The sequence below is a fragment of the Stenotrophomonas sp. YJH_SMC_32 genome (genome assembly GCF_059369975.1).
Window position 1 is genome coordinate 43,453 of the sequence record NZ_JCAFTE010000011.1, and the last position, 14,205, is coordinate 57,657.

Consider the following 14,205-nt stretch of genomic DNA (forward strand, 5'->3'; position numbering starts at 1 on the left):
CATCACTCGCAAAGCGCGCTGTCTTCCTTCAGCGCGGCATCCTGCAGTGGCTGGCGCTGCTCGATCTGCACACGCTGTTCCGCCGTCGGCTCGCCCAGCCACCACACACGGCAGCGCGCAGTAAGACGGCCGACCATCTTCGCCTGCGTGGGTGAGTACAGCATCGCCAACGCGGTGCCGGGGCAGTCGTGGGCCTGGCAGGCGGTGTAGAACCACCACGGCTCGCCCTGCAGCACTACCAGCTCGCCAGGGCCGCTGGGTCCGCTCAACAGGCGCTCGCGCAGCGTGGGAATCTCCTTGTCGCTGGATTCGGCTGCCGCGGTGTCCTTCATCAGCGCGTTGAAGGCCGCCAGCACCTTCGGGTCCTTGCGGCCGCAGTCGTCCACGGTACTGCCGCCGACCAGGGTGAAGAAGTGGGTCGCCAGCGGGTTGTCCGCGCAGGTCAGTTCGCCGCCGGCGCCCAGGTCTTCCGGTTCACCTTCGTTGTCCCACACCGCGGGATCCACGCTGTCTTCGATGGACGGTTCCTTCTCGACCACCGTGGCCGTGGCGGCCGGTGCTTCGGAGGTCGGCGCTGGCGCCGCAGCAGGTGCAGTCCCGCCAGTCTTCTCCGGTGCCTGTCCGCAGGCTGCCAGCAGCGTGGCCATCATCGCCATCCCTGTGATTCGCGTCTTCATCGCGTGTCCTTGTCTGATCTGCGCTGCGTCCGCCGAATCGGCGGCCGCGTGATTCTAACCAGCGCCGCGCCAGGATGCGTTCGCAGCTTCCCGTCATCGCCTGGAGCCGGACGCATGCGCCGTACACCACTCGCCATGATCTTCTGCAGTGCCCTGCTGATGGCATCGCCGGCAAATGTCCACGATGCAGAAGGCGCGGAGCCCGCACAGCCGCTTCCCGATATCGCGCTGCCCGCACCGCTGGACCGTGTACTGCGCGACTACGAGCAGGCGTGGCGCACGGGTGATGCCAAGGCACTGGCTGCGCTGTTCGCCGAGGATGGCTTTGTGCTGCAGAGCAACCAGCCGCCGGTGCGCGGCCGCAGTGCGATCGAGGCCGCGTATGCCGGCCAGGGCGGCAGCCCGTTGCGGCTGCGTGCGCTGGCGTATTCGATGGAGGGCAACACGGGCTACATCGTCGGTGCGTACAGCTACGGCAACAACGTGGGCGATACCGGCAAGTTCACGCTCACGCTGAAGCGTGAGCGTGATGGGCCGTGGCTGATCTTTTCGGACATGGACAACAGCAACGCGCCGCCGCGGGCGCGGTGAGGGATTCCGCAGGGCATGGCCCGGCGCTACTGGGCGCCAACCAAGGTTGGCCGCTACCAGAAGCGGGTTCCGTCCTGGATCCACGCCATGCGTGGATGAGGCGCACAAGAAAAAACCCCGGCACCTGGCCGGGGTTTTTCGATTCACTTGAACAGCGTGTCCGGATACTCCGGTTTCTGTTCCCGCGCCAGCAGTGCGCGCAAGCCTTCTTCGGGGGTCTGCTCGCCATGCAGCACGGCACGCACACCGTCGGAGATCGGCAGGTCGATGCCATGGCGGCGTGCCTGTCGCATCACTTCGTCGGCGGTCTGCACCGACTCGACCACCTGGCCGATCTCGCGCACGGCATCCTGCAGCGTCTGGCCGCGGCCCAGGGCCAAGCCCAGGCGGCGGTTGCGCGACAGGTCGCCGGTGCAGGTCAGCACCAGATCGCCCAGGCCGGCCAGGCCCATCAGCGTTTCCGGCTTGGCGCCGATCGCAGCGGCCAGGCGCAGCATTTCGTTGAGGCCGCGGGTGATCAGGCCGGCACGGGCGTTGAGGCCCAACTGCATGCCATCGGCCACGCCCGTGGCCACCGCCAGCACGTTCTTCATCGCGCCGCCCAGCTCGGCACCGACCATGTCGTCGCCGGTGTAGGCGCGGAACGCCGGGCCATGCATCGCCTCGGCCACCGTCTGCGCGAACTCGGGCACGTCGCCGTGCACGGTGATCGCGGTCGGCAGGCCCTGGGTGACTTCCTTGGCGAACGACGGCCCGGTGACGACGGCCAACGGCACGTCCTCACCCAGCACTTCGCGCGCCACTTCATGCAGGAAGCGGCCCGAACCGGGTTCGAAGCCCTTGGTGGCCCAGGCCACGCCGGCACCGGCAGGACGCAGCGGCGCCAGCGCACGCACGGTTTCGCCGAAGGCATGCGAGGGGGTCACCACCAGGATCCAGGCCGCGCCTTCCACCGCCGACGCCAGGTCGGTGGTAGCACGCAGGCTGTCCGGCAGCGGGATGCCCGGCAGGTAACGCGGATTCTCGTGGCGCTGGTCGATGGCCTCGACCACGGCAGCATCGCGCCCCCACAGCACGGTCGGGTGACCGTGCCGTGCGAGCAGGCTGGCCAGCGCGGTTCCCCAGGAACCGGCGCCGAGCACGGCGATCTTGTCAGCGGGAGTGCTCATCCGTGACGTCGCGGCAGGAATCAGGCGTTGCCGGCCGGCTCGGAGTCAGCCAGCGACGGTGCGTCGCCCTGCTCCTGGCGCTGGCGCAGGGTTTCTGCGTACAGGCCTTCGAAGTTGATCGGCTGCAGGAAGAACGGCGGGAAGCCGCCGGCCTGGATCAGGTCGCTGATCAGCTGGCGCACGTACGGGAACAGGATGTTCGGGCACTGGGTGCCGAGCAGCACGTCGATCGACTGCGGGTCCAGGCCGACCAGGCCGAACACGCCGGCCTGCTTCACTTCGGCCACGTAGGCGGTGCGCTCACCAGCCTGGCAGGTCAGGGTCACGGCCAGCACGACTTCGAAGGCGTTCTCACCCAGGCGCTGCACCTGCTGGTTCAGGTTCAGCTGCAGCTCCGGCTGCACCTGGTCATTGAAGATGGTCGGCGCGTTCGGCGACTCGAAGGAGACGTCCTTGACGTAGATCTTCTCGACGGTGAAAGCGGGGCCGGTAGCGGCATCGACCGGCGCAGCGGCGCCGTTGGTGATCTCTTCGGACATTTCCAGTAACTCCAGGTGAATGCAATGAAAACGATGGTCGAACTACTGCGATGGGGGCGGGACCCGGCCCAGACAAGGCCGGATCCGCCACCTGCGACAATCAGTTGCGGCCCTTGACCAGCGGCAGCTCGGCCTGCTGCCAGGCGGGGATGCCGCCGTCGAGCACGTAGACCTTCTCGAAACCGGCCTTCTTCAGCGCCTTGGCGGCGGTTTCCGAGGCGTTGCCGCTGCGGCACACCAGCACCACCGGCGACTGCTTGGCATTGGCCACCAGCTTGTTTTCCGGGCCGAAGGCACTGGCCTGGGCATTGCGGCTGCCGGCAATGTGGCCCTTCTCGAAGTCACCGCTGGCCGACAGGTCGACCACCACCGTGCCGCCCGCGTTGATCAGCTGGGTCAGTTCGGCGGGCTTGATGCCCTTGAAGCCCCGGAACAGGCGGCGGATCTCGGTGACGATGATGGCCACGGTCAGGCCGACCAGGGCCGCGGACAGCATCGGGTTTCGGCCTGCAAAGGCCAGCAACTCTTCGTAATTCACTCAGGTCACGGGTCGATTAAGCGGGCGCCGATTGTCGCACAAGCCGGACGCGGCCCGTCACTGCCCCTTCCACAGGTCCGGCAGGCCGGCGGTCTGCCACCAGCGCTTGGCCTCCGGGTCCCAGCGCCAGCGCTCGACCACGACCACGGTGCGCTCGGCCTGGGTGTTCTGGTTGATCACCCCGATTTCGACCCGGCGCTCGACCAGGCCACCGTCCAGCGAGGCGCTGCTGCGCTCGCGATAGGACGACACGCGCAGCTGCGCGTAACGGTTGAGCTCGAACTCGGTCGGCGGCTTTTCCTTGCGCAGCTTGGGGTCGAGGTAGCCGATGGCATCGTCCATGCTGCCCCAGCGGATGGTCGCGCCATACGCGACCTGGGTCTCTTCCAGCAGCTTGCGCTGCTTGCGGCTGAGGTCGTCGGCCGAGGCCACGGCACTGGCCAGCAGCAGGGAATACATCAGGAACTGGATGAGGCGGCGCATCGGTGGTTTCCCCAGAACGTCAGCCTGCCATCCTACCCTTTGGCGAAGGCAACAAAGCGACCGCTGAATTCGGCGGCGGGCTTGCCATCGGCACCGGGCTGGGTGGCGATGATGCTGATGCGGGCCTTGCGGCGCTGCCGGAAGGTATTCAGGAAGGCGTCCCAGCCGGTGGCTTCGGCCGCTTCGGCGTGGGCGTGCAGGTCCTCATAGACCGGCGCCAGATAGCGCAGGTTGCTGTCGGCCACATAGACCTCGGCATCGTGGCCGGCCAGGCGCAGGCGCAGGCTGACCAGCGCCCAGCCGGACAGGGTCAGCACCGAGGCCAGGCTGCCGCCGAAGGCGTTGCCCTTGTCGTTGACGTTGGCCGCCAGCGGCGCGGTGATGCGCAGCACGCCATCGGCATAGCCGTCGAGCTGGATCTGCATGGCGCGGACCGCCGGCATGCAGTCCAGCACGTCCTGCAGGGCGGCCAACGAGGAAGTCAGGGCATCAACGGACATCGGAGCAGCGACCACGACAACGAAGGGCCCGCATAATGCAGGCAATGGTCGACCATACGATACCCACTGGCGCCACCCGTTCCGGCCCACGCTGGACCCTGATCTCGCTGCGCCCGCGGGGCCAGAACGTGGCGCTGCGCCGCGCCGTTGCCGGGCTGGACGGGAATGTCCTGGCCCTGGCGCCCTGGCGCCTGCAGCGCCTGCATGGCACGGCTGTGGTGCGCCAGCTGCAACGCGCGCTGAACTGCGACCGGGTGGTGTTCACCAGCCCGGCCGCCGTGGCCGCAGCCGCGTCCCTGCTGCCGCTGGCCGACGTGCAGCGCAGCCCGTGGCTGACCGTGGGCGAAGGCACTGCGCGCGCATTGCAGGCACACGGCATCGCCGAGGTGCACGCGCCGCAGCGGATGGACAGCGAGGGGCTGCTGGCGCTGCCGGTGCTGGCCGACGTACAGGGCCAGCGCATCGGCCTGGTGACCGCCCCCGGCGGGCGTGGCCTGATTGCCGCGCAGCTGCAGGCGGCGGGCGCCACGATCGAACGTGCCGATGTCTACCAGCGTCGCCTGCTGCGACTGCCCCCGCGAACGCTGGCGCGATTGGCGCATTCAGCACAGCCGTGGGTGCTGGCGGTGAGCAGTGGCGAAGCCCTGCAGCATTTCTGGCAACAGCTTCCGCCGGCCGGGCAGCAGCGCCTGCGGGCGTCTGCCCGCGTGGTGGTTGCCAGTGACCGCCTCGGCGAACAGGCGCAGGCGCTCGGCCTGCAGCGCATCACACGCAGCGCCGGCCCCACCGCTGCGCAGCTGGTGGCCGCTGCACACGCCACGCTCACCGTCCCGGCAGCGACCTGAACAGGGACGTGGATCACGCTTGCCGCTGCCGTCGGCAACGGTGATGCTGTGCACAACGCAGCCTGCCGGCACCCCGACCGGCGCCGTTGCCGACAAGGAAGCCCGATGAACGATACGCCGCCCGCACCCCCACCCCGTCGACCCGTGCGCTGGCTGCTGCCGCTGGCCGCCGTGGTCGTGCTCGGCGCGGGCGGTTATGCCGGCTGGTACGTCTGGCAGCAGCAACAGCGCGAACAGGAAGCGCAGGCACAGACCACGGCCGTACAGCTGAAGGGCCTGGAGGCCACGCTGGATGCGCTGCGCCGTGACCAGCGTGCGACCAGCCAGCGCCTGCAGGACGCGGCGACCACCAACCGCGTGCTGCGCGACGAGATGCTGGGACTCTCGCAGCGCAGCGCTTTGCTGGAAGAGAACCTGGCCAAGCTGGCCGACAGCGCCAACCAGGGCCGCCAGGCGGTGCAGCGCGACGAGGCCGAGCTGCTGCTGACCCAGGCTGCGCAGCGTCTGAACTACGCCGACGACGTGGACGGCGCACGCCGCCTGTATGCACAGGCCGCCACCGCGCTGGCCGATCTGCCCGACGCCGACGGCCTGAACCTGCGCCAGGCGCTGGTGCAGGAGCGCGAGGCACTGGATGCGCTCGGCAGTGGCCCGCGCGTGCAGTCGCTGCAGCGTCTGGATGCTGTGGCCCGGGCGCTGCAGGGCCTGCCCTCGCAGATCACCGGCACGACCGGCAGCAGCACCGCCAAGCCCTGGTGGCAGGCCACGCTGGCACCGTTCGTGGACATCACCCCGAGCCGCCAGAACGGCCCACTGACTGCCGCCGAACAGCGCAACGCCGACGATGCCCTGCAGCTGGAACTGACGTTGGCGCGTGCCGCGATCGAGCGCGGCGACCGCCCGGGCCGAAACACCGCATTGGACCGCGTGGAGCACTGGGCACAGCGGCGCTGGCCGGATTCACCGGCCCTGCGCGCACAACGTGCTGAACTGAAGGCCCTGCGCGAACTTCCGCTGCAGGCCAGCGACGCTGTTCTTGGCAGCACCCTGCAACAACTGCGCACCCAGACCGACCGGAGGTAAGCCCGCATGAAACCCCTGCAATCCCTGGTCGTGCTGTTGCTGGCCGTGGCCATCGGCGTGGTCGCCGCGCAATGGCTCGGCGCCGATGACCTGAACCGCTTCGGCGAAGTGACCCTGCGCTACGGCGGCTACGACTATCACAGCAACCTGCCGAAGGTAGCGCTGCTGGCAGTGATCACGGTGCTGGTGCTGTGGCTGCTGTGGAGCCTGATCGCTGCACCGTTCCGTGCCTGGGGCCGCTACCGCCGCAAGCAGGGCCGGGTGCGCCTGATCGACGGCCTGCAGGCCTACGAGCATGGCCAGTGGCAGCGTGCGGAGAAGCTGCTGGACGGCGCCGCCAGGGACCCGGAAGTGAGCGCGGTGGCACTGGCCACCGCCGTGCGCAGCGCGCAGGCACGCGCCGACGGCCCCGCCGGAGAGGCGCTGCTGCAGCGCCTGGGTGAAAGCGACGCCACCCTGCAGGCGCTGCTGCGCGCCGAACAGCTGCTGGCGCGCGATCTGCCGGTCGATGCGATCAACGCGCTGGACGTAGCGGCGATCCAGCCGCTGCCACCACGCGGCCTGTGGCTGCGTACCGAAGCGCTGGCACAGGCCGGCCGCGCCCACGAAGCGTATGGCCAGCTGGGTGCGCTGCGCCAGAGCAAGGTGCTGCCGGCCGACGCGAACAGCGAACTGGAGGCACGCCTGGCCGCACAGGCGCTGCTGGAAGCGGCCGACGTCAACGCGCTGGCCGCACAGTGGGAGGCCACCCCGAAGGCGCTGCGCCCCACCCCGGACGTGGTGGGCGCCTATGCCAGCCGTGCGGTGGCGCTGGACTGGGATGAGCCGGCGCTGCTGGCGCTGGAACAGGCACTGGACCAGCGTTGGAATGACGATCTGGTGACGCTGTATGGCCGCCTGCCCGCCGAGCGCCTGGCCACCCGCCAGGCCAATCTGGCGCGCTGGCGCAACGTGCATGACGGCTCGGCCGCCCTGCGCCTGGCACAGGGCCGCGTGGCCCTGGGCCAGCAGCAATGGGATGCCGCCGATGCGTTCCTGCACGAGGCCATTGCCGCTGGCGCCGGTGCACCGGCGTGGGAAGCGCTGGGTGAAGTGTTCGCGCAACGTGGCGAACACGCGCTGGCCGCGCAGTGCCTGGCCAATGCGCTGCGCCTGCAGCGCGGCGAGGACAGCGTGGAACTGGTGCGTGGCACCGAGACGCCGCTGCGCGCCACGGTGGAGGAGCAGCCCATCGTTGCACAGCCGCCGGTGTATGACGCCAACGAAGAGCGCGACGAATTCGGCAACCCGCGGTTGCCCTGATGGGTAGTGCCGGCCGCTGGCCGGCATCCACCGGTGAATTTGGCACCCACCAGAGCAACAATCCGAACAAAAAAAACGCCGCCCGATGGGCGGCGTTTTCAGTTCCAGGAGTGCCGGCCGGATCGTGCCGACCAACGGTCGGCACCCACCGATGGATGCGATCAGCGTTCGACGATCGCCACCACGCCCATGCCGCCAGCGGTGCAGATCGACACCAGTGCGCGGCCACCGCCACGTTCGGCCAGCTGCTTGGCTGCCGTGGCGATCACGCGTGCGCCGGTAGCGGCGAACGGGTGGCCGGTGGCCAGCGACGAGCCCAGCAGGTTGATCTTGTCCGGGTCGATGCGGCCCAGCGGCGCGTCCAGGCCCAGGCGGTTGCGGCAGTAGTCCTCGCTCTCCCACGCACGCAGGGTGCACAACACCTGTGCGGCAAAGGCTTCGTGGATCTCGTAGATGTCGAAGTCCTGCAGGGTCAGGCCGTTGCGCTTGAGCATCTCCGGCACCGCGATGGTCGGTGCCATCAGCAGGCCTTCGCCGTGCACGAAGTCCACCGCGGCCACGTGCGCGTCACGCAGGTAAGCCTGGGGTTCATGGCCATGCGCGCGTGCCCACTCTTCGCTGGCCAGCAGCACTGCAGCGGCACCGTCGGTCAGCGGGGTGGAGTTGGCGGCGGTGAGCGTGCCACGCCCGGAAACCTTGTCGAACGCCGGCTTCAGCGTGGCCAGCTTTTCCAGCGAGGTGTCCGGGCGCAGGATGTTGTCGCGCTCGACGCCACGGAACGGTGCGATCAGGTCGTTGAAGAAGCCGCGCTCGTAGGCGGCGGCCAGCTTCTTGTGCGACGACACCGCCCACTCATCCTGCGAGTCGCGCGAGATGTTCCACTCCTTCGCCATGTCCTCGCAGTGGTCGCCCATGCTCTTGCCGGTGCGCGGCTCGGCCACGCCCGGGAACTCGGGCTTGAGCTCGGAGAACTTGAAACCGGCGGTGAGCGCACGGATCTTGTCGCCGGTGCTCTTGGCGCGGTTGGCCGCCAGCAGGCGTGCACGCAGTTTCTTGCCGTAGACGATCGGCACGTCGGAGGTGGTGTCCGAACCACCGCCGATGCCCGATTCGATCTGGCCCAGCGCGATCTTGTTGGCCACGGTGATGATGCTGTCCAGCGAGGTACCGCAGGCACGCTGCAGGGTGATGCCCGGGGTCAGCGGCGACAGGCCGGACGACAGCGTGGCTTCGCGGCCCAGGTTCCAGTCGCTGGAATGCTTGATCACCGCGCCCATCGCCACTTCACCCAGCTGCTGGCCATGCAGGCCGAACCGTTCGACCAGCGCACCCAGCGTACGGACCGACATGCCGAGGTTGCCGACATCCGAATACGCGGTGTTCTGGCGGCAGAACGGAATGCGGACGCCACCGAGGATGGCGACGGGACGAGCGTTGGGCATGGAGATACCTGGCATGGATGAGGGTGTCTGCAACATGGCCTGCACGACGGAGCAGGCATAATGGAGCCAAGTGTAGCTGCCGCCCTGTGATGGGCCAACCGTGGAACCATGAGCAAACCCGACCCCGCGATGAATGCCCTTGGCGTGCTGGCCCTGGAACTGGCCGGCGGCGAAATCCCCCGCCAGGCGGTGCTCAGCGCTGAACAGGCCGGTGAACTGGCCGAACGCGTCGGCCGTGACCTGGCCAAGCTGGTGCCACAGGTGGCCGAGCTGGACCTGGTGTTCGCCGCCGCGCATTTCGACCCGGCCGAAGTGCTGCGTCCGGGCTGGCCGATCCATCGCCGCCTGGAAGAACTGCAGATGCGTGCCCCGGGCCGCAACCAGGGCCCGCGCCTGCTGGCCTTCGGTAGCGATGCCGAAGGTGACGTGCCACTGCCGTTCCAGGCCGATGCCACGCTGGTGGGCGGTGGCCTGCGCGTGGTGCCGTTCCTGCTGACCGGCAGCGACGTGGCCACCACCAGCGCGGTCGCCGATGCGCTGGAAGAAACCTTGCTGGCCAACGGCATGGCGCACGCCGACACCGCGCTGATGGCGCAGAACACCTTCGGTGCCCGCATCGAGCACGCGCGCTATTTCACCGTGAACGACCTGGCCGCGATGATGTCGATGCAGTACGACAACCAGGGCCTGGCCGCACTGTGGCCGCTGATCGAGACCGCGATCATGGCGCCGGGCGAGGACGAGTGGCTCAATGCCGCGCCCGAGCCGCTGCTGCGCTATACGCATGGCGAAGCACGCATGGCGCTGTTCGACCCGGCCGGTTGGTGCGCGCACTACAGCCACAGCAAGAACGACTGCGATCGCCTGAAGGGTATCTACGAGCAGTTCCTGATGCGCCAGCGACAGATGGCCGCGGTGCTGGAAGCACATGGCGTGCCGGTACTGTTCGTGCACTGCGAGGCCGGGCAGGACGCGCGCGAACTGCTGGCGCGCTGATCCGGGTGATATGTGGGTAGTGCCGGCCGCTGGCCGGCACCCTCCGGATCTGTGATTGCCGGCCAGCGGCCGGCACTACCCATCAGGAAAAACGCCGGCTTGTGCCGGCGTTCTTTGTTTCTTACGGGGCCTTCTGGATCACCGCACAGGCCAGGCGCGCGCCGGCGTTGCCGGTCGGCTGGGTCTTGTAGTCGTCCGCGTCGGCGTGGACGATCAGGCCGCGGCCGATGATGTCGAAGTCATCACCCTTGCCGATGTTGACGTTGCTCGACACCGGGCCGTCGATGGTGGCCACGCCCTTGTCGTCGGCCTTGATGTTGGGCATGTCGCCGCCGTGGTGCGGATCGGTGGCGACGTTGCCGTGATCCTGCTTGCCCGGGTTGAAGTGGCCGCCGGCGCTCATGCCGTCCGGCGCGCTGCAGTCGCCCTTCTCGTGGATGTGGAAGCCATGTTCGCTGCCCGGCTTCAGGCCGGTGATCTGGCCGGTCACGTGGACCTTGCCATCAACCACCTTGAAGGTGACGCTGCCCTTGGTCTCGTTGCCCTGGGTCGGTGCCAGTTCGGCCGTTGCCGAAGCATCGCCCGTCGGTGCAGCCGCCGGTGCCGGCGCTGCAGCCGGTTCGGTGGTGGCGCCGTCAGCCGGCGCGGCCGGCGGGGTTTCAGTCTGCGGCGCGGCGGGCTGCTGGTTGCAGGCCGCCAGGCCCAGCGCGGCGATGGCCGCAAACAGCGAAGTGTGGATCAGACGCATTGGAATCTCTCCCTCGATGATGCCTGCAGTGATCAGCGGACGACCCGGATCACGCCACAGGCGATGCGGACGCCGGCATTGCCGGCGGGCTGGCTGCGATAGTCGTCGGCGTTGGCATGCACGACCAGTGCGCGTCCGGCGATATCGGTGGCGGCGCCTCCGCCAAGGGTAACCCCCTTGAGGTGGATATCGACGTTGGCGCGGCCCTGGGCATCGGCACGCAGATTGTCCATGTCGCCCAGGTGGTGCTTGCCGGTGCCGGCGCGGCCATGCGCAGTGCCACCGGGATTGAAGTGATTGCCGGCACTGCTGGCATCCACCGCACTGCAGTCGCCGCGCTCATGGATGTGGAAGCCGGCCTGCTGCATCGGCTGCAGGCCACCGACCAGGCCGGTGATGTGGATGCCACCGGGCTCCACCATCAGTGCGATGCGGCCACTGACGATGCTGGCCGAGGCCGGCGCGAGATTGGCCTCGCCCTGCTTCGCAGCACTGACCACGGTCGGCGGTGGCGGCGTGGGTTCGGCCTTCTTCGGTGCACTGCCACAGGCAGACAGCAGCACGGCGGCGGACAACGGCAGGATGGCAAAGGACAGACGCATCGAAGACTCCTTGCAGGTGACACTACGGACGGCATCGTCCATGAACGATCAACGGTTCGGCAAGCCGGTGCGAGGATCGCGTGCAGGGACCGTTCAATGGCCCCCGCGACGGCGCCCGGCGCCCAGCTTGCGGGTAAGGGTATTGCGGCCGAGGCCGAGACGGGCAGCGGCTTCGGCGCGGCGGCCGTGGGTGATCTGCAGCGCGGCCTCCAGCAGGGCATGGTCGACCCGCTCGCGCACCTGCGCATGCAGCCCTTCCACACCTTCGGCCAGCTGGCGGCGCGCCCATTCGGCCAGCAGCGCTTCCCACTGCCCCGGATCGGCTGCGCTGGTACTGCTGCGGCGCCCACGCGCGCGGTTCAGCGCGGTATCGACATCGGCCACGCCGATGGTGTCGGCGGCGGCCAGCGCGGCCATCCGCCAGCACACGTTCTCCAGCTCGCGCACATTGCCCGGCCAGTCGTGCTCGCGCAGCGCCTGCAGGGCCGCGGCGGTCAGGCGCTTCGGCGGCGTATCCAGCTTGCGTGCGGCGGCAGCCAGGAAGGTGCTGGCCAATTGCGCGATGTCCTCGCGGCGCTCGCGCAGTGGCGGCAGCTGCAGGCGCACCACGTCCAGGCGGTGCAGCAGATCTGCGCGGAACTTCCCCTGCGCGACCAGTCCCTCCAGATCCTGGTGGGTGGCGGCCACCACGCGCACGTCGACGCGGATCAGCTCGCGGCCACCGACGCGGAAGAACTCACCCTGCGCCAGCACACGCAGCAGGCGGGTCTGCAGCGGCAACGGCATGTCGCCGATCTCATCCAGGAACAGCGTGCCACCGTTGGCCTGCTCGAAGCGGCCGATGTGGCGGCGCTGCGCACCGGTGAAGGCACCGGCCTCGTGGCCGAACAACTCGCTTTCCAGCAGCTCGGACGGGATTGCAGCGGTATTGAGCGCGACGAACGGACCCAGCGCGCGCGGTGATTCGCGATGCAGCGCATTGGCCACCAGCTCCTTGCCGGTGCCGGTCTCGCCGGTGATCAGCACCGCCAGCGGTGCCTGCGCCAGGCGACCGATGGCGCGGAACAGCGCGCGCATCGGCGGCGTATCACCCACCAGTTGCGGCGGCTGGTCGCAATGCGCTTCCGCCGCAGGTGCGGGTGCCGCGAGTGCCGGTGCAACGGCCGGCAACACCCGCTGCGCCAGTGCCACCGCATCGTCCAGATCGAACGGCTTGGACAGGAATTCATGCGCGCCACCGCGGAACGCACCGGCCGTGCTGGCGACATCGGTATAGGCCGACATCACCACCACCGGCAGCTGCGGCAACGCGGCCTTGAGCTTGTCCAGCAGCACCAGGCCATCGTCGCCAGGCATGCGCACATCGGTGAATAGCAGCGCCGGCGGCGCGCCTTCGCCCAGGGCCTGCAGGGCAGCCGCAGCGCTGTCGAAATCGACAACCTGGTAGCCCGCCTCGCGCAGCGCGGTGCACAGCACGAAGCGCACGGCACGATCGTCATCGACTACCCAGATGCGCTGCGCGGTGGTGGGGAACTCAGACATCGCGCGGGGCCTCCTCGGCCGGGGCGGTGCCGTTGCCGATCGGCAACAGCAGGGTGAACACGGTATGGCCCGGGCGCGAGCGGTAGGTGAGCGTGCCGCGATGCTCGCGCGCCACCTGCTGGGCCAGCGCCAGGCCCAGCCCGGTGCCTTCGGCGCGGCCACTCACCAAGGGCAGGAACAGGTGTTCGGCCAGTTCCTCCGGCACGCCACGGCCGTCGTCGGCGATCTCCAGGCGCAACGCCAGCGTGTGCAGCTGCTCGGCGATGCGCACGCCATGCTCCACGCGGGTGCGCAGGGTGATGCCGCCGGCACCGGCCTGGATCGCGTTGCGCACCAGGTTCCACACCGCCTGGGTGAGGCGGTCGGCGTCGCCGTGGAATTCGGGAATGCTGGGGTCGTAGTCGCGCTGCAGGCGTACCGCCCAGCCGGCCTCATTCTCGGCCAGGCGCAGCACGCGCTCGAGCGCGGCATGGATGTTCAGTTCCGCATGCGGCGCGGCCGGGGCCGGCGACAACAGCTGGTCAAGCAGGCCGTTGAGGCGCTCGATCTCCGAGCCGATCAGCTCGATCAGCTCGCGTTCGCTGGCCTCGCGCTGGGCCGCGCGGCGGGCCAGCAGCTGGGCCGCACCCTTCAACCCGGCCAGCGGGTTGCGCAGCTCGTGGGCCAAGCCCTTCAGCGCCGCGCTGAGCGCGCTGGGCAGGGCCTGGGTCGGGTCCAGCCCGGGGAATTCATCGACCGGATGCGCCTCCAGCAGCCAGCCACCATCGTCGCGGCGGCTCATCCAGCCCTCGGCGAAGCGCGGCGCTTCGCCGGGCACCGCCAGCGCCAGCCGGTTCAGGCGCAGGCTGTCGCGCTCATCGCGGGCCAGGAAATGGGCCAGTGCCTCGCCCTGCACTTCCAGCGCGGCCAATGGGCGACCCAGCAGTCGCCGGGCGCTGACGCCCAGCCAGCGGGCGAACGCCGGATTGCAGCCGGCGATGCAGCCATCGGCCCCGGCCCAGGCCAGCGGCGTGCCCAGGGCATCGAGGGACGGCGGGGGAGAGGGGTCGGACATTGCACCAATGTAGTGCAAAACGCGGGGTTCGGGGTCAGAGCCCTTTCCTCGCGGAAAGGGATCTGACCGCATGCGCTGCGGGGTCCGGGGTCGG

The 14,205-nt window shown here is 69.2% G+C and carries 16 protein-coding genes; 5 read left to right on the plus strand and 11 right to left on the minus strand.

All coding sequences use genetic code 11. The features are described 5' to 3' along the window. Positions 1 to 2: 2 nt before the first annotated feature. Complete coding sequence (locus AC5P7S_RS13670) at positions 3 to 677, minus strand: Ivy family c-type lysozyme inhibitor (RefSeq protein ID WP_095378428.1); 675 nt, start codon at positions 675 to 677, stop codon at positions 3 to 5. A gap of 135 nt (positions 678 to 812) precedes the next feature. Here AC5P7S_RS13670 and AC5P7S_RS13675 point away from each other — a divergent pair, with 135 nt between their 5' ends. Continuing rightward, positions 813 to 1,268, plus strand: coding sequence for a YybH family protein (locus AC5P7S_RS13675; protein ID WP_095378429.1), 456 nt, complete (start codon positions 813 to 815; stop codon positions 1,266 to 1,268). A gap of 143 nt (positions 1,269 to 1,411) precedes the next feature. Here AC5P7S_RS13675 and AC5P7S_RS13680 read toward each other — a convergent pair whose 3' ends face one another. The 5 genes from AC5P7S_RS13680 to AC5P7S_RS13700 form a co-directional block, all read right to left on the minus strand. Continuing rightward, positions 1,412 to 2,437, minus strand: a complete 1,026-nt coding sequence (locus AC5P7S_RS13680; RefSeq protein ID WP_005420929.1) for an NAD(P)H-dependent glycerol-3-phosphate dehydrogenase — start codon at positions 2,435 to 2,437, stop codon at positions 1,412 to 1,414. Between the two features lie 20 nt (positions 2,438 to 2,457). Further along, positions 2,458 to 2,976 carry a protein-export chaperone SecB gene (gene secB / locus AC5P7S_RS13685; RefSeq protein ID WP_005407596.1) on the minus strand — a complete coding sequence of 173 codons (519 nt, stop codon included), beginning with the start codon at positions 2,974 to 2,976 and terminating at the stop codon, positions 2,458 to 2,460. 100 nt (positions 2,977 to 3,076) lie between these two features. Then, positions 3,077 to 3,514, minus strand: a complete 438-nt coding sequence (locus tag AC5P7S_RS13690; RefSeq protein ID WP_049416566.1) for a rhodanese-like domain-containing protein — start codon at positions 3,512 to 3,514, stop codon at positions 3,077 to 3,079. 57 nt (positions 3,515 to 3,571) lie between these two features. Beyond that, positions 3,572 to 3,997 carry a hypothetical protein gene (locus AC5P7S_RS13695; RefSeq protein ID WP_095378430.1) on the minus strand — a complete coding sequence of 142 codons (426 nt, stop codon included), beginning with the start codon at positions 3,995 to 3,997 and terminating at the stop codon, positions 3,572 to 3,574. A 32-nt stretch (positions 3,998 to 4,029) separates the two neighbouring features. Further along, positions 4,030 to 4,497 (minus strand): YiiD C-terminal domain-containing protein, encoded by a 468-nt coding sequence (locus AC5P7S_RS13700; RefSeq protein ID WP_005407593.1) that lies wholly within the window; start codon positions 4,495 to 4,497, stop codon positions 4,030 to 4,032. 35 nt (positions 4,498 to 4,532) lie between these two features. On the opposite strand from AC5P7S_RS13700, the gene AC5P7S_RS13705 reads away from it, so the two are divergent. The 3 genes from AC5P7S_RS13705 to AC5P7S_RS13715 all read left to right on the plus strand — a co-directional run bounded on the left by AC5P7S_RS13705 (position 4,533) and on the right by AC5P7S_RS13715 (position 7,727). Further along, positions 4,533 to 5,342 (plus strand): uroporphyrinogen-III synthase, encoded by an 810-nt coding sequence (locus AC5P7S_RS13705; RefSeq protein WP_095378431.1) that lies wholly within the window; start codon positions 4,533 to 4,535, stop codon positions 5,340 to 5,342. Positions 5,343 to 5,447: 105 nt separating this feature from the next. Further along, positions 5,448 to 6,425, plus strand: coding sequence for a uroporphyrinogen-III C-methyltransferase (locus AC5P7S_RS13710; protein WP_053497792.1), 978 nt, complete (start codon positions 5,448 to 5,450; stop codon positions 6,423 to 6,425). 6 nt (positions 6,426 to 6,431) lie between these two features. Further along, positions 6,432 to 7,727 carry a heme biosynthesis HemY N-terminal domain-containing protein gene (locus tag AC5P7S_RS13715; protein ID WP_005420940.1) on the plus strand — a complete coding sequence of 432 codons (1,296 nt, stop codon included), beginning with the start codon at positions 6,432 to 6,434 and terminating at the stop codon, positions 7,725 to 7,727. Positions 7,728 to 7,888: 161 nt separating this feature from the next. On the opposite strand, the gene AC5P7S_RS13720 is transcribed toward AC5P7S_RS13715, so the two are convergent. Then, positions 7,889 to 9,184: an acetyl-CoA C-acetyltransferase gene (locus AC5P7S_RS13720; RefSeq protein ID WP_005420942.1), complete on the minus strand. Its 1,296-nt coding sequence runs from the start codon at positions 9,182 to 9,184 to the stop codon at positions 7,889 to 7,891. Between the two features lie 93 nt (positions 9,185 to 9,277). On the opposite strand from AC5P7S_RS13720, the gene AC5P7S_RS13725 reads away from it, so the two are divergent. Next, the gene (locus tag AC5P7S_RS13725; protein WP_032954708.1) at positions 9,278 to 10,165 is read left to right on the plus strand and encodes a hypothetical protein; all 888 of its coding nucleotides are present in this window, start codon (positions 9,278 to 9,280) and stop codon (positions 10,163 to 10,165) included. A gap of 121 nt (positions 10,166 to 10,286) precedes the next feature. On the opposite strand, the gene AC5P7S_RS13730 is transcribed toward AC5P7S_RS13725, so the two are convergent. From AC5P7S_RS13730 to AC5P7S_RS13745, 4 genes are all read right to left on the minus strand, one after another. Beyond that, positions 10,287 to 10,913: a superoxide dismutase family protein gene (locus tag AC5P7S_RS13730; RefSeq protein ID WP_053497798.1), complete on the minus strand. Its 627-nt coding sequence runs from the start codon at positions 10,911 to 10,913 to the stop codon at positions 10,287 to 10,289. Positions 10,914 to 10,945: 32 nt separating this feature from the next. Beyond that, the gene (locus tag AC5P7S_RS13735) at positions 10,946 to 11,515 is read right to left on the minus strand and encodes a superoxide dismutase family protein (RefSeq protein ID WP_095378432.1); all 570 of its coding nucleotides are present in this window, start codon (positions 11,513 to 11,515) and stop codon (positions 10,946 to 10,948) included. A gap of 93 nt (positions 11,516 to 11,608) precedes the next feature. Continuing rightward, positions 11,609 to 13,057, minus strand: coding sequence for a nitrogen regulation protein NR(I) (gene ntrC / locus AC5P7S_RS13740; protein ID WP_095378433.1), 1,449 nt, complete (start codon positions 13,055 to 13,057; stop codon positions 11,609 to 11,611). Further along, a complete protein-coding gene (locus AC5P7S_RS13745; RefSeq protein ID WP_095378434.1) occupies positions 13,050 to 14,111 on the minus strand; it encodes a two-component system sensor histidine kinase NtrB in 1,062 nt (353 codons plus the stop codon). The genes ntrC and AC5P7S_RS13745 overlap by 8 nt, the downstream gene beginning before the upstream one ends. Between the last annotated feature and the right edge of the window lie 94 nt (positions 14,112 to 14,205).

What these genes read in the sequence shown, in the direction of transcription:
- AC5P7S_RS13675 (WP_095378429.1), top strand. Translation starts at nt 813, where the DNA reads ATGATCTTCTGCAGTGCCCTGCTGATGGCATCGCCGGCAAATGTCCAC.
- secB (WP_005407596.1), bottom strand. Translation starts at nt 2,976, where the DNA reads ATGTCCGAAGAGATCACCAACGGCGCCGCTGCGCCGGTCGATGCCGCT.
- AC5P7S_RS13735 (WP_095378432.1), bottom strand. Translation starts at nt 11,515, where the DNA reads ATGCGTCTGTCCTTTGCCATCCTGCCGTTGTCCGCCGCCGTGCTGCTG.
- AC5P7S_RS13725 (WP_032954708.1), top strand. Translation starts at nt 9,278, where the DNA reads ATGAGCAAACCCGACCCCGCGATGAATGCCCTTGGCGTGCTGGCCCTG.
- AC5P7S_RS13710 (WP_053497792.1), top strand. Translation starts at nt 5,448, where the DNA reads ATGAACGATACGCCGCCCGCACCCCCACCCCGTCGACCCGTGCGCTGG.
- AC5P7S_RS13695 (WP_095378430.1), bottom strand. Translation starts at nt 3,997, where the DNA reads ATGCGCCGCCTCATCCAGTTCCTGATGTATTCCCTGCTGCTGGCCAGT.
- AC5P7S_RS13730 (WP_053497798.1), bottom strand. Translation starts at nt 10,913, where the DNA reads ATGCGTCTGATCCACACTTCGCTGTTTGCGGCCATCGCCGCGCTGGGC.
- AC5P7S_RS13680 (WP_005420929.1), bottom strand. Translation starts at nt 2,437, where the DNA reads ATGAGCACTCCCGCTGACAAGATCGCCGTGCTCGGCGCCGGTTCCTGG.
- AC5P7S_RS13700 (WP_005407593.1), bottom strand. Translation starts at nt 4,497, where the DNA reads ATGTCCGTTGATGCCCTGACTTCCTCGTTGGCCGCCCTGCAGGACGTG.
- AC5P7S_RS13670 (WP_095378428.1), bottom strand. Translation starts at nt 677, where the DNA reads ATGAAGACGCGAATCACAGGGATGGCGATGATGGCCACGCTGCTGGCA.
- AC5P7S_RS13715 (WP_005420940.1), top strand. Translation starts at nt 6,432, where the DNA reads ATGAAACCCCTGCAATCCCTGGTCGTGCTGTTGCTGGCCGTGGCCATC.
- ntrC (WP_095378433.1), bottom strand. Translation starts at nt 13,057, where the DNA reads ATGTCTGAGTTCCCCACCACCGCGCAGCGCATCTGGGTAGTCGATGAC.
- AC5P7S_RS13720 (WP_005420942.1), bottom strand. Translation starts at nt 9,184, where the DNA reads ATGCCAGGTATCTCCATGCCCAACGCTCGTCCCGTCGCCATCCTCGGT.
- AC5P7S_RS13745 (WP_095378434.1), bottom strand. Translation starts at nt 14,111, where the DNA reads ATGTCCGACCCCTCTCCCCCGCCGTCCCTCGATGCCCTGGGCACGCCG.
- AC5P7S_RS13705 (WP_095378431.1), top strand. Translation starts at nt 4,533, where the DNA reads ATGCAGGCAATGGTCGACCATACGATACCCACTGGCGCCACCCGTTCC.